The sequence below is a fragment of the Nostoc sp. TCL240-02 genome (assembly GCF_013343235.1).
Lineage (GTDB): Bacteria > Cyanobacteriota > Cyanobacteriia > Cyanobacteriales > Nostocaceae > Nostoc.
Genome location: NZ_CP040094.1, coordinates 768,284 through 783,715 on the forward strand (window position 1 = coordinate 768,284; position 15,432 = coordinate 783,715).

Consider the following 15,432-nt stretch of genomic DNA (forward strand, 5'->3'; position numbering starts at 1 on the left):
TTGTCAAATTAATTACTTGGAGACTGCGCTTGGATTAAGCAATTTCTCAATGTTTCGGCTAACACCTGTACATGCGGTTCATTAAATAGGTTATGGTGAGATCCAGAAATGTAATGGATATCTAATCCTCCAGCAACTAGGTCACCCCAGCCGAATTGAGGATCGTATTGTGTCCCTATAGCATCGTCCCGACTCTGATCGTCTGTTCGCAAGAGAACAGCTCGACCAAGGTAAGGTGAAAAGATATATTCACTGATAGCTTGAGTGTTAGCATCCATAATCTTTAAGTGGTTGTCATTTGCAGGGAAATCAATTATCCCTTGCAAGTAACGCTGATATGTATTTTCGAGACGCTGCGTACCCCAATAAATCCATTTCACAAGTCTTTGCCAAAAGTAGACAGATCCTTGTTGAACTATATTATTTAAATGCAAAAAAACTCGCTTCAGAAATGGTGCCCGCCAACTATAACCTGGACGACAACTATCAAGCATAACTAAAATACCAACTTGTTGACCTTGCTCCTGGAGTTGCCGAGCCATCTCAAAAGCAACTACACCCCCAAAAGAATAACCTCCCAGAAAATAAGGCCCATTGGGTTGAATGGTCTGGATTTCTTGAATGTAATGAGTTGCCATGTCTTCTACCCGCGTATACAAGGGCTGTTTTCCATCTAGTCCTTGTGGCTGTAGTCCATAGAATGGTTGGTCTAACCCCAAATGCAATACTAATTCACGAAAACACAAGACTTCCCCACCGAGTCCGTGAATACAGAAAAAAGGTGGCTTGGAACCATAGGGTTGAATTTCTACCAGGGATGACCAGCTAGATTTTGATTTGTCTAAGGTATTTACTGAAGCCAACTTTATTGCTAAATCGTCTTCTTGACAGATTATTTTGGCTAGAGCCTCTACAGTCCCAGACTGAAAGAGAATAGCAAGAGGAAGATTTTTACTAAATATCTTCTCAATTTGCCAAAATAGTTTTACTGCCAAGATGGAGTTTCCTCCTACCTCAAAGAAGTTATCCTTTACGCCAATGGGTTGGACACCTAAAATCTGTTCCCAAATCTGTGTTATCTCGCGCTCCACTTCATTACGAGGAGCAACAAAGCTAACTTCCGATTCTTGTCTTGATAAATCGGGTGCAGGTAAAGCATGGCGGTCTATTTTGCCATTAGGGTTTAATGGTAGGGTGTCCAAAAATACAAAGTAAGCAGGCACCATATATTCAGGTAGCTGACTTTGCAAAAAGCGACGTAATTCAACTCGGCTAGGAATTTGCTCTGCATTAGTAACAACATAAGCCACGAGTTGTTTGTCACCATTAATATCCTCTCTAGCGATGACTAGAGTCTGTGTCAGTGCAGGATGTTGGTCTAATATGGCTTCAATTTCTCCTAATTCAATTCGGAAGCCACGAATCTTTACTTGGTAGTCAATACGACCAAGAAACTCGATATTCCCATCGCTTAAGTAACGTACTAAGTCGCCAGTTTTGTAAAGACGTGCCCCAGGTTCAGAGCTAAAAGGATTGAAAATAAACTTATCTATGGTCAATTCTGGACGGTTAAGATAGCCTCGCGCCAAACCAATACCACCAATGTGCAATTCACCTAATTCACCAGCAGGTACAGGCTGCAAATTTTCATCAAGGATGTGAATCTCTGCATTAGTAATGGGGCGACCTATGGGAGCAATGGTAGAATTAGTGCCGCGCTGACAAGTCCAGAAAGTCGTATCAATAGAGGCTTCTGTCGGGCCATAGCAATTATGGAGAACATTTTCCAAATCCAGTTTGGCAAAAAAGCGTTCTATGAGTTCGCCAGGTAAAGCTTCACCACCACAAGTAATATGCCTCAGAAATGGGCAATTCTCAATTCCCTTTTCTTCTAGTAAAACACGCAGTATAGAAGGTACTAAGGCCAAGACAGTGATTTGCTGCTCAATAATGACCTTCACAAGGTATGCAGTGTCTTGATGTCCACCAGGGCGAGCCACGATCAATTGCCCTCCGAAGCACAATGGCCAGAATATCTGCCACACTGAGGGATCGAAGCTAAAAGAAATAGTCAGTAAAACCTTATCTGCCTGAGTTAATCTAAAGGTTGTTTGCCGCCAGTAGAGTTGGTTGCAGATACCACGGTGAGGGATCATAACACCCTTGGGCTGTCCTGTCGAACCAGATGTGTAAATTACGTAGATAAGATTATGATCTGTCGTTTCATTTACAGGATTTTCTTGACTGTTTTGAATATTTCCTTGCCAATTTGAATCGAGACAAACCACATGTGCTTGATGCGGTGGCAAGTTCTTGAGCAATTTTTCTTGGGTTAACAATACTGGTGTCTGAGTGTCTTCCAATATGAAGGCTAAACGCTCTGAGGGATATGCCGGATCTAAAGGTACGTAAGCACCTCCGGCTTTGAGAATTCCCAGTAGTCCTACGATCATCTCCAAGGAGCGCTCTAGGCAAATACCCACAAGTACTTCAGGACCAACGCCTAAAGCACGTAGGTGATGTGCTAGTTGATTAGCCTGCTGATTTAGCTGCCAATAAGTAAGTTGTGTATCTTGAAATACTACAGCAATGGACTGGGGCGATCGCTCAACTTGCATCTCAAACATTTGATGGATGCATAAATCCTGATGATGATTTAGTTCAGTATCATTCGATTCCTGTATAACTGCAGTATCGAGGATATTAGTTAAGGTGTTTAAGGAAATATTTTGCTTATATTCTGAAATTTGCCTATTTATCTGCATTTTGTATGTACCAACTCCATAAGGAGATGCCATTGTTTTAATTTATTTATCCTTTATTGTATATGCGTTTATATCAAATCTTATGCGAGACTATACATTAAGTATCTCAGCATAAAGCCCGAGATTGTATAAGCACAACCTAACTTGGTTTCAGAGGTGAGATCCTGGGTGAACAGTTTCTAGGTTTTCGTACAGAGGCAAATCATATAAATTTTAAATATAAATTATATTTAAAATTGTAGATAATCGATTTATGTCTAACACAATAATCGCCATTTTTAACAAAGATTTAATTTAAGGTAGTAACTTTTAAATATTAATTAAAATAAAAGCATTCTTATTCATTTTTTTAGGTGTAGCAGTATACTGGCATTTTTTTACAGCTTTCATTCAAGTTAACAAATTAAACTTTTTGGCTTTATATAGCTATAGACTTACGGAAACTAAATACTTACAAAAGCTTATCTTTTTTTATAAAAATTTGTTAGAGTAAAAAATAATTATTATCGAATCTTCATTGTGTTTCTCTATATGTAAAAATAGTGTGAAGCCATAATTATGATTTGTTTAAATAATTAATTAGGGGTCATGAGCTGCATATACTAAAAACATATCAGAGAAAAACAGATCAGAGAGGAACTAGCGACTCAGGACTATAGCAATCTTAGTTTAAGAGTAAGAACATAGGGAGATTAAAAGTACGTGTTTTAAGCTATTTTAGGGATTTCTTTCACACAAAATGGCGTAATATTTTTTACTTGACGCTACCATTCTCAAATCAGGTCTCCATAAAAACTATCATCGGCATAAAGATAATGTAGGAAAAAAGACTTAGAAGGTGAAACTATCTATAAATGCAGATATAACAATACTCACAGATAGATTTTGTTCATTTATTAGAATTATATTGTCGTTAATCTGTTAAAAAATTCTCTAAAGATAACCATGAGACTGACACAAGTTCAAGCACGGAATAAATTATGTAAATTTTTGTAACAAAATCCAAACTTTTAATGCGATTCGTTATATGTTATGTATGTAAGTTTTGTTAATTAAGTAATTATGCGTAAAAACAGAGAACTTCTAAGCAAAGCTAAATTCATCTAGCCAGATATGCTACAGTAGTTCCCAAAGGAACATAATTGTCTCATAGAAGTAAAACTCTGCTATTGAACTCTAATAACTCAGTTCAGTTGTTACGCCCTTTTAAAAACCTAATATTTTTACCTGACCTATTTAATTGTTAATGTCATGTCAGGAACTTTATTAAATTCTTAAGAAGTTAACTCACCAAAAAAATCATTTTTTTGCGCTCAAACCTTAAAATATCCAGACTAAACTGAATCTTAACCTGCAACAAAAGCTAAATATCTGGGTAGCAAATTTCCTCAAACCGATCCTGAAATATGCTTTTGATAAAGAAATTCAAGTTACTCCAAACAAAATAGTTAATAATATTTAGGCTACAAAGAACGGGTTTCTTTGAAATAAAAATGTGGGATATCTCACTTGTCTTAATATTAAGTTTTGATCAAATTCCATCAATTTTTAAATATACCAAGTGTTCCTAAGTATGAGTAATCAAAGCATTACAACAAATAAATTCAGTGAAGTACCTTTGGATTTACGTGCATCTGCATCTGTAAGGGTACGCAAAGGTTCATGGTGGTTGAGATTAATAACATTGTTTCTGGTAGACTATACCCTTTTATCCTTAGCTTGGATTTTTGCTGGATACAAATCTTTTTATGATAATTTTTCTTGGGATCTACCTAGTCATTACTTACCGATTTTAATAACTATTGGTATTCAAATAGGATCGCTAGCTATAGAAGGTATTTATAGAGAAGGTCAAAAACGCTATGACTATTTAAACATTATTAAATCGCTAAGTTTTGCTCATGGATTAATAATCTTTGCTTGTTTTTTGTATCAACCAGTTGTTGATATTACACGCCCAAAATTAATATTGTTATCTTGGTTTTTAAGTATATTATTTATTTGCATTGGGAGATATAGTGTAAATATTACTTTGGAATATCTCCGTAAGCAGAAAAAAATAGTTCGTTCTTCTATTTTCATTATTTGTGATCCTCAAGACCATGAGCAGATTGCTAGCTTTATTAAAAAAGAAAAGCATTATATTGTATCTGGAACTGCTCATGCTAATTCATTAGACAGATATCAGCGTCAAAAAACATTGAATCAACTTAATGAATTAGGTGTAACAGAGGTTTTTATTTCTTGGGATGCTCTCAAAAATAGAATGTTTTTATGCTGGTTATTTCAAGCATCTGGTATTCAAGTACATATTTTACCGATGGAATTAAAACCAATTTATAAAAACGTAGAATTTAATAAAATAGGAGGAATGCCTTGCCTGAGCTTGGATTGCCCGATAATTACAGGTAAAGATTTTTGGATAAAGCGTAGTTGTGATTTCTGTTTCGCGACTTTATTTGTAATGTTATCATTCCCTATTTATATAGCTATAGCTATAGCTATCAAACTCGACTCTCCTGGCACTGTATTTTACAGGCAAACCCGTATAGGTCTACATGGGCAACAATTTAAAGTATGGAAATTCAGAACGATGAGGTCTGATGCAGAAAAATTACAGAAAGAATTAGAAGCTTTAAATGAAACTAAAGATGGGATTATCTTTAAAATTAAAGATGACCCTCGTATTACTCGTGTTGGGAAATTTCTTCGACGTTATAGTTTAGATGAATTACCTCAACTTTTTAACGTTATCCTTGGAGAAATGAGTATAGTAGGCCCTCGCCCGTTACCTACTAGAGATGTAGATAAGTTTTCTGAACATCATTTTATTCGACATGAAGTTTTGCCTGGTATTACAGGTCTTTGGCAAGTCTCAGGTCGCTCGGACATTGTAGATTTTGAACAAGTGATAAATCTGGATCTTAACTATATTGAAAATTGGTCTCTTGGATTGGACTTTGAAATTTTGATCAAAACAGTTATGGTGGTTTTGAAAAAAGAAGGTGCCTACTAAGCTGTAAATTTGCTCGATTTTCTCAATTTTTCTTGAAGGCATCAATATTCATCGTAAAACCTTAGTGATCCGGCAGTTTTATTTTAATAAAACTCAACGATAAGCCTTAATATGGAAATTTTTTTTGCTACCAAACTAGGTTTTTTGCCGGATCAAGAAAACCTAGTTACTAATTGAAAACCTAGTTACTAATTTTGGATAAGTTGAGCTAAGGTCAAACAGAAAAACAAAACTAGAAAAGACAGTAAGAACTATAATGGTTACGTGTTGATATGATTATTGCAACTTGCAGTGTAATTTTTTGCGGATCAAAGTGAGATTTTTCTAGTTTTGTAACAGTCTGAAAGTATAAAAATTTATGCATGGAATCAAGTATAAAAACTTCTGAAGATATATCCATATATATCCAAAAATATCAGTTTATGAAATACATGGGTATTTAGTGATTTAAAACGAATTAGGCTGAATTAATAATTTTAAGAATGGCAGAAAAGTACAAATTTATAAGTAATTCCTTATCAATGATAGTCAATCGTTTAGCACAAAGCATTACGGCCTTTGTGTTAACCGCTGCTATTGCTCGAACTTTAGGAGCTGAGGCTTTAGGGCAGTATTTACTAGCCTATAGCTACTATTTTATCTTTGTGGGCATTGCTTCACAGGGGCTAAAGACATTGTTCACTAGAGAACTAGCACGTGAGCCAGAAAAAACACCAGTTTACTTAATGAGTGGTACCTGGTTGCAGTTAATATTTAGTTTCTTCAGTTATGGGGCATTAGTAATTGTAGTTTTTTTACTTCCCTATAGTTCTACAACCTCTACTCTTTGCTACATAATGGGTTTAACGATCATTCCCTTTGCACTTTCCAACATAACGGAGGCAGTTTTTCAAGCTCAAGAGAAGATGCATCTTATTGCCATAGCTACAGTTCCAGTGTATGTAATACGCCTAATAATAATGATTTGGGCGATGCAACTAAAATACGGAATTGGATATTTGGGAGCGATCCTATTTTTTTCAGAAACACTAATTCTAATAATTGAATGGATTTTTATCAGACGATTAGTCAAAATCCAATTGCAGATTGATGGAAACTTTGTAATTAATACAATCAAAAGTGCGCGTACATTTTTTGCTATTGAAGCAATATCTGTAGTCACTGGACGAATTCAAATTTTGATTCTTTCATTGTTAGGAAATGAGTTTTTAGTAGGTCTATTTGGTGGAATAGCACAATTACTACAACCATTTTCGATTATTGCTAACAGTATGATTTTAGCAATGTTTCCAAGATTTTCAAAGGCAGTAGACCAAGGAAGGGAAAAACAGAAGCAGACCACAGAAACTATTATTGAAATCCTACTAATTATGGCATTGCCATTATTTTTGGGATTGTTATTTTTTGGCAAAGATTTGCTAATTTTTGTCTATGATTCTAGCTTTGCTCAAGCAAATATAGCCCTTCGCCTAAGTGCTATATCACTGGTTTTTTTGCCCTTCATCCGCTCACTTTCATATCTGCTGGTAGCCAATGGTTTTGAGATAGTTAACCTGCGTGAAGTGGTCATTACTACTATATTCGGAAGCTTGGGAGGTGTTGTATTAGTTTCCCGATATCAGTTACTAGGTGCAGCTTTAATGGTATTGTTAATGACTATTCTGGGTTTTAGCCAGTATATTTATTTCACCTGTACTCGCTTATTTTCATTAAATTTATGGCGAATTATGCGACGACCATTGATAATAAGTATTTTAATGTTACCCATATTTATATTATTGCAAAAAATTAATTTGGACTTTGTATTCACTTTACTTATTGCAACTTTTACCTATGGTTTATTTGTGATTTACCTAGGTATTCGTGCGTTTGGTGGGTTTCGTTTTTTATGGATGAAACTTTTAGGAGAACATTAATTGTTTAATCTAAAATTCTACAGACAAACAATTCATGGTTTTATAAGGGAGAATATAATTTAAATTATGATTAAAGTTGCCCTATTACATTTTGGCTTTGAAGACTACACCATTGAATTAGCAAATAGTCTGGCTAAATATGTTGATTTAACGCTAATTCAACCGAAAAAACTCTCAGATGTATGCGGTGATGCGTTTGATCCCAGTATTTGTGTCATTAGCTTTAACAAACCACGGATTCGCGACCCGCGTAATGTGTTGTCTATGAACGCTATGATGCGTATTATCAAAGATATACAGCCAGATGTTTTACATGTGCAAGAAACTAACGATCCTTGGTATGATTGGACGTTATTACTCAACAGGATGCCACCACTAGTAACAACCATCCACGATGTATTCCGTCACCCAGGAGATAAGGTGGCTGTATTTGGTTCAGAGTATACTCGGCGTATTGCCTTCTATCGTTCCCAACAATTGATTGTCCATACTCATCAACTAAAAAACATTTTAATTGAACAATTTAATTTACCTGAAGGGCGAGTCAATGTTATCCCACATGGTGAACTTGGCAGTCTGTATCAGCGCCGGAGCAGTCGCAGTAATCAGCCTCGCGATCCAAATACATTGCTATTTTTTGGACGTATCTGGCCCTATAAAGGATTAAAATATTTGCTTGAGGCTATGCCCTTAATTGCCGACCGTATACCTGAAGTTAAACTGATTATTGCTGGAAGGGGAGAAAATATCAAGCAGTATTTCCCTAATGGTTATGATGAGAACCGCTACGAGATTATCAATAGACTAATCCCTCTTGAAGAAGTAGGGAATCTATTTCAACGCAGCACAGTAACAGTTCTACCATATATCGAAGCATCTCAAAGTGGTGTAGCAGCTTTATCTTATGGAATGGGAACGCTGGTTGTAGCTTCTGATATAGGTGGATTGAGTGAGATAGTTCAGCATAAAAAAGATGGTTTGTTAGTTCTACCCCGTGATGTTCAAGCCCTAGCTGATACCATCATTGGTTTATTAAGCGATCGCGACTTACAACAAAAAATGCGAACTGCGGCACTAGCTCGTTGCCAGCAAGATTTAAATTGGTCAAATATCGCTGCTCAAACTGTGGAGGTTTATCAAAAAGCCATGAAAACAATAAATTAGTAAAATTCTACTCACTAAATTGGCATTTAACAAACATAATAATGACTCATCTCACAAACAAAGTATTTGCCCAACTAAACTGAAACTAGCAACTACTAATCTCTAACTTGCTTAATATATTTTCTCTATGCATACATAATTATAAAAAATGAGGAAATTTTTAATTTCTGCTGAACAAATATTTACATTTACTTCCTTGATGCTATATTCAGGAACCCCGCTAGATGGTTTTTTGACTGATGGCTTTACTGTAAAAGAAGGAGATAGAATTATATTTCGATTACTTTATACTCTTACATATATAGTCAGCCTTTCATTGATTGCTCTACGTTGGAAGAAAGTTACTTATGCTTTTAGCAAAGATAAGTTTATTTGGTTGCTGATTGGAGTTTCTGCACTTTCTATTTTTTGGTCTTTAGATCCAGACATTACCGTACGTCGCGTCATTGGTCTGTCAGGAACAACTATCTTTGGACTTTATTTAGCTTCACGCTACACCTTAAAACAGCAGCTAAATCTATGTGCATATATGCTTGCCGTCTCAATAGTAATGTGTTTATTATTTGTTATATTTTTACCACAAATTGGAATCGATCCTGCATTTAATAGTTGGAGAGGAATATTCCCAAGCAAGAATGTTCTGGGCAAGAGATTTGTACTTAGTGCAGCAATATTTTTATTCCTTGCCATTACTGGTAAAGAAAATCGTTTGGTTTTATGGCTTGGCTATATTACTTCTGGAGTACTTATATTATTATCCCAATCAGCAACATCACTATTGAATTTTATAATCATCACAGTAGCTTTTATTGTGTATTGTCGAATTTTACATTTAGAATACAAAGTATTTATACCTGTTATGACGTTTATATCAACATTGAGTATAGCTTTTTATTACTGGTTCATCTCACAAGGTGATTCGATTTTAGGCTTAGTAGGTAAAGACGCAACACTCACCGGACGCGCAGAATTATGGCCTGTTGTATTAGAGATGATTGGAAAAAAACCATGGTTAGGATATGGCTATGGAGTATTCTGGGAGAAGAGTAGTGAATCTTCTATTGTTTTACAAACGGTACAATGGGACGCTCCTAATGCTCATAATGGATTTCTGGATCTTTGGCTATCATTGGGTCTATTAGGATTCTTGGTTTTTATAATTGGGTTCGTTATTAATTTATTTAAAGCGATATATTTAATCCGGCGGAATCAAACATCCGAAAGTATATGGCTCTTAGTTTATCTTACATTTATGATTCTTTCAAATCTAACTGAAAGTACATTGCTAGTTCAAAATAGTATGGAATGGGTACTTTATGTAGCAGCGATATTGTCAAGTCAACTTTACTACGCACGCGAATCTCTAAAACTAGAATCAATATAGAGTTGTAGAGAAGATGGAGTGATTTAAATATAAATTTCTTGATTAATAAATTTTAACTCAAACAAAATATTTTTGTAAGTTTTACAAAAATTATGTACAGATAGAGTTAAATTCATAAAGCTGTAAACCAAGATATTTTTACCTCAAATTAACCAAAAAATAATCGTATTTTTATTGACAATATTTTAGGCGTAGATACTCTACTTACAGATGTACTAATATGTTGAAGTAAGTTAAGCATCGATTTGACTCAGAGAAAACCAAACAATAAACTGTGATTATTTCGGTGATATATTAATCAAAGATATACCAAACTTATTTCAAAAGTACAGCCTATGTCCCGAACTAATACTCTCAAGATTATCATGTTAGGTCCTAGTTTACTCCAGCAGGGTGGCATTTCTGGTTATGAGAAGCTTTTTTTAGAATATGCTCCTTCTGAAATTCAAATATGTCATATTATCACTCATGAGGACGGATCTATAGCACTGAAAACAATGGTGTTTTTGAAAGCTATATGGAAATTTATATGGATATTAAGAGCAGAAGAAGTTGATATTGTTCAACTTGAGATTTCACAACGAGGCAGTGTTTTACGACAAGCAATTATGACACTTTTCGCTTGGCTATTTAACAAGCCGATAATTCTACACGCTCATGGTAGTCAATTTCATCTTTTCTATGCTGGACTTACTAACTGGATACAGAAATTGCTAAGTTGGGTATTTTGTAAGTGTCAACGCTTAATTGTCTTATCGGAAAGTTGGAAAAGTTTCTACATAGAAAATCTTGGTCTTAAACCTGAACAAGTTGTAGTTTTTTACAATCCAGTAAAATTTCCTCCTGAAGTTCCATACCGTTCAGTTTCTGCAAAAGTTAACTTACTTTTTTTAGGACGAATTGGTCAACGGAAAGGAGCATTTGATTTGATCAAAGCTTTTTCTTTTTTGCCTACTGAATATAAAACCAGATCAAGTCTGATTATGGCAGGAGATGGAGACATAGAAGAGGCACGCAATTTAATTACGACTTTAAACTTACAAAACTATATACAATTGCCTGGCTGGATAGGGTCAGATGAACGTGATATTCTTCTAAGTAAGGCAGATGTTTTTGTGTTGCCCTCTTATAACGAAGGTCTCCCACTAGCCATGCTAGAAGCAATGGCTTGGGAATTACCAGTCATAGTTACACCAGTAGGAGGCATACCTGAGATAGTTACTCAATCTGAAAATGGATTAATTGTTAATCCAGGAAGTGTTGAGCAGCTATCAGATGCTATTAGGTCTTTGATTGAAAATGAGGATTTGAGGCTCTCTCTAGGATCTAAAGCGAGAAAAAGTGTTTTTCATCTTGATATCAAAAATCACTGGATTTCTTTTCTTGATTTATATCGTTCAGTGTTAAGTTGAAATGATAAATCTAGCAACTGCAAAACAGAAAACTATAAAAATATAGACCTGCAGTTTATTCAGCCCAATTTCACCAGGTATGACTAAAATTTACCCAAAAAAGGCAGATTTTAGAATTGACAAGTCAGTGTTTTACTAAACTGATTAAGAGTTGAGATTATTATGGCATTACCCAAAAAAGTACTAATTATCGTTGAAAATCTGCCAGTTCCCTTTGATCGGCGGGTATGGATGGAAGCAACTACTTTGCAAAAAGCTGGGTATGAAGTGAGTGTAATTTCACCAACAGGTAATGGGTTTGAGAAATCTTACGAGATTATTGAGAAAATTCACATTTACCGTCATCCTCTACCACCAGAAGAAAGTTCTGTTCTTGGCTATCTTCGAGAGTATAGTTGGGCGATTAATTGGCAATTCCGTCTAGCTCAACGGGTATGGCGAGAGCGGGGTTTTGATGTTATCCATATTTGTAATCCGCCGGATTTACTTTTTTTAGTAGCAGTATGGTTTAAATTATTTCATCGCATCTGGATTATCTTTGATCATCATGACCTTAGTCCGGAGATGTATGAAGCGAAGTATCAACGGCGGGATATTTTTTATCATGGATTATGCTGGGCTGAACGTTTGACCTATGCTACAGCAGACATAGTAATTTCAACGAACGAGTCACACCGAGAGGTAGCTCTTACCCGTGGGCATAAGAAACCGGAGAAGGTCTTTGTAGTTCGTAGTGCGCCCGACCTTTCCCGTTTTCACCGAATGCCCCCAAATCCGAATTATCGTAGAGGTAAGAAGCACTTGATAGGATACATGGGTGTCATGGGTGAACCAGAGGGAATTGATTATCTTCTGAGAATAGTATATTATATTACCCAGAAAAAAAATCGCCAAGATATTCACTTTATGTTAATTGGTAGTGGACCAGCAGCCGAAAAACTTAAAGTTTTATCCAGAGAGTTAGGAGTGAGTGAGTTTGTAGAATTTACAGGTTTTAAGCAAGGGGAGGAACTTTTAGAACGGCTTTCCAGTTGTGACGTTTGTGTAGAACCCTCCCCAACATCTGCTTATAACGAAAACTGCACCATGAATAAAATCCTCGAATACATGGCGATGGGAAAAGCAATTGTCCAGTTTGATTTGCGAGAGGGAAGACGTTCTGCCCAGGAAGCATCTCTTTATGCCAAGCCTAATGATGAGGTTGAATTTGCAGAGAAAATTCTAGAGCTTCTAGATTTTCCTGAACTTAGAGAAAAGATAGGAGCCGAGGGACGACTGAGAATGGAGAAGATTCTTGAATGGCAATATCAAGCTCCAAAATTGTTAGAGGCTTATGATAAGATTTGGCAAAGCTAGTTGGCACTATTGTGCGACAATGGGAACTAAATTTATAACTTAGATAGTCTATACTATTGTCATATTGTCAAATCGCATCATTCTTGTCAATTGCAGTGGTTTGTGCATTCTCTAAGTCTTTTTTAGTTTCTTACTTAATATCTGTATTTGGGAAGATTTATGTCAGAAAAATCTACGGAATCTAGAGAATCTATTGATTTAGACCTCAGTCGTTACCTATTCATATTGAAACGATGGTGGTTACCTGCGACTGCGATATTTACAGCTACAGTTATTCTCAGTGTTATAGCTACACAATTTATGAAGCCATCCTATGAAGCCGAAGGAAAACTATTATTTAGAATTCCTTCTTTTAAAGTAGTAGGATCTAGTCTTTTGCCTAGTAATACAGAAGGAGGAGATGCAGGGGATTTAAAATCGCTGCTAGCAACTCAAAATCCTATCAACACTCAGATAGAAGTTATTTCTTCCCCTGCTTTATTGCAGAGGACAATAGATAAGCTACAACTAAAAGACCAAGAAGGGAAACCTCTAGAAGTAGAAAAGCTGCGGAAATCTTTGACCCTGAAAGTTGTTAGTGCGACAGATGTATTGCGAATTAGCTATGCCAGCCCTGACCCGGAGCAATCAGCAGCAGTGGTCAACACAATTATGAGTCTTTATTTGGATAATGATATTCTGACAAATCGCTCTGAGGCGGCAGCAACTCGTCAATTTATTGCCAAGCAGCTTCCTAAGACTCAAGAAGTTGTTAATAATACAGAAGTAGCACTACGTATATTTAAACAGAAGTATCATATAGCAGATCTGTCAGAGGAAACAAAGTCAGCTGTTACAACTATTGGAAATCTAGACAATGAGATGAATACTGTTAAGGCTCAGTTGGATGAGGTAAACGCCCAAACCAATGAACTGCGCCAGAAAGTAGAGCTAAATTCTCAGGAAGCGATCGCTGTGAGTGCCCTTAGTCAGTCACCGGCAGTGCAGGGAGTTCTTGCACAACTTCAAGAAACTGACCGACAGCTAGCAATTGAGCGTAGCCGTTTCCTAGATGACAACCCTGTAGTTGTTAACTTAGAAGCAAAGAAAGCTAGCTTAAAATCCCTTTTACAACAGCAAATTGGTCAGACTGTTGGCAATAAAACAGAAGTTTCACAGAACCTATTACAGATTGGACAACTAAGACAAAACCTGATCCAAAATTTTCTGCAGTCAGAAATACAGCGCATTGGTTTAGCAAAAAGACTCTCCTCTTTATATAACTCCCGTTCTATATACGAAAATCGCGTTAAACTTATACCCCAACTAGCACAAAATCAGAGGGAGTTAGAACGAAAAGTTGAAGTCGCAGAATCAACATATCAAACTCTATTGAAAAAGGTTCAAGAATTACAGTTAGTTGAGAATACAAATACAGCCAGTTCGCGGATTATTGCTCAAGCTATAGTGCCCGATAAGCCAGTAGAAAGCAAAAAAATTATTGTTTTAGTAATAGGAGTAATGTTCGGTTTATTCTTGGCTACTACAACAGTTCTTGTTCTAGGTATGAGAGATAGATCTCTGAAAACCCTTCAAGAAATCAGAGATATATTTAGATATACTTTGTTAGGCGTTGTGCCTTTGTCTGTTAAAAAGATTCGCTCCCGTTATTCAAACGCAGAATCAATAAATCAAACAATTGCTGTCAGAGATACGCCTTACTCTTTAACTAGCGAAATGTACAGAATGATTCAAGCGAATCTGAAATTCCTGAGTTCAGATAAAGTTCTGAAAACCATCGTGGTAACTAGCGCAGTTCCTAAAGAAGGCAAGTCTACAGTTTCAGCTAATTTGGCAACAGCGATCGCTCAATTAGGACGTAAAGTTTTACTAATAGATGCAGATATGCGAGTTCCTTCTCAGCATCATCTGTGGGAAGTAAGTAATGCAGATGGCTTGAGTGAAGTTCTTATAGGTCAGACTGAATTTGATGTTGCTTTATCTAAAGTAATGGATAATCTTGATGTCTTAACTGCTGGCTCTAGACCTCCCAATCCACTTGCTTTGCTTGACTCAAAGCGGATGGCATCGCTAATTGAAAGTTTTTCATCTCAATATAAATATGATTTTGTAATTATTGATGCTCCTCCCTTGCTTTTGGCAGCTGATGCTTTGACTATAAGCCAAATGACTGATGGGATTTTGTTAGTAGCTCGACCCGGGGTAATTGATTCTAACAGTGCATCTGCCGCTCAAGAAATGCTAGAGAGGTCCAGTCACAACGTATTAGGTTTAGTTGTGAATGGTATCATTGATAAAAATGAATCTAGTAGTTATTTCAACCATGTTAAACAATACTTTACTCATCAAGATTTGGCAAAAGAGACAAAGCTAAAAAAACGTATTCCAGACAAAACCTCTGTATAAATTAAGTTAAATA

Annotated in this window: 8 protein-coding genes; 7 read left to right on the forward strand and 1 reads right to left on the reverse strand. The window is 36.1% G+C overall.

The features are described from left to right. Positions 1-8: 8 nt before the first annotated feature. Entirely contained in the window at positions 9-2,798 is a 2,790-nt protein-coding gene (locus FBB35_RS03445) for an amino acid adenylation domain-containing protein (protein WP_254625806.1), read from the reverse strand. A gap of 1,540 nt (positions 2,799-4,338) precedes the next feature. On the opposite strand from FBB35_RS03445, the gene FBB35_RS03450 reads away from it, so the two are divergent. The 7 genes from FBB35_RS03450 (at position 4,339) to FBB35_RS03480 (ending at position 15,419) form a co-directional block, all read left to right on the forward strand. Then, entirely contained in the window at positions 4,339-5,781 is a 1,443-nt protein-coding gene (locus FBB35_RS03450; protein ID WP_174708490.1) for a sugar transferase, read from the forward strand. Between the two features lie 482 nt (positions 5,782-6,263). After that, positions 6,264-7,697: an oligosaccharide flippase family protein gene (locus tag FBB35_RS03455; RefSeq protein ID WP_174708491.1), complete on the forward strand. Its 1,434-nt coding sequence runs from the start codon at positions 6,264-6,266 to the stop codon at positions 7,695-7,697. Positions 7,698-7,763: 66 nt separating this feature from the next. Continuing rightward, entirely contained in the window at positions 7,764-8,861 is a 1,098-nt protein-coding gene (locus tag FBB35_RS03460; RefSeq protein ID WP_174708492.1) for a glycosyltransferase family 4 protein, read from the forward strand. 148 nt (positions 8,862-9,009) lie between these two features. Next, the gene (locus FBB35_RS03465) at positions 9,010-10,245 is read left to right on the forward strand and encodes an O-antigen ligase (protein ID WP_174708493.1); all 1,236 of its coding nucleotides are present in this window, start codon (positions 9,010-9,012) and stop codon (positions 10,243-10,245) included. Between the two features lie 365 nt (positions 10,246-10,610). Further along, the gene (locus FBB35_RS03470; protein WP_254625807.1) at positions 10,611-11,657 is read left to right on the forward strand and encodes a glycosyltransferase family 4 protein; all 1,047 of its coding nucleotides are present in this window, start codon (positions 10,611-10,613) and stop codon (positions 11,655-11,657) included. 162 nt (positions 11,658-11,819) lie between these two features. After that, the gene (locus tag FBB35_RS03475; protein ID WP_174708495.1) at positions 11,820-13,013 is read left to right on the forward strand and encodes a glycosyltransferase family 4 protein; all 1,194 of its coding nucleotides are present in this window, start codon (positions 11,820-11,822) and stop codon (positions 13,011-13,013) included. A gap of 159 nt (positions 13,014-13,172) precedes the next feature. Next, positions 13,173-15,419, forward strand: coding sequence for a polysaccharide biosynthesis tyrosine autokinase (locus FBB35_RS03480; RefSeq protein ID WP_174708496.1), 2,247 nt, complete (start codon positions 13,173-13,175; stop codon positions 15,417-15,419). The last annotated feature ends 13 nt before the right edge of the window (positions 15,420-15,432 follow it).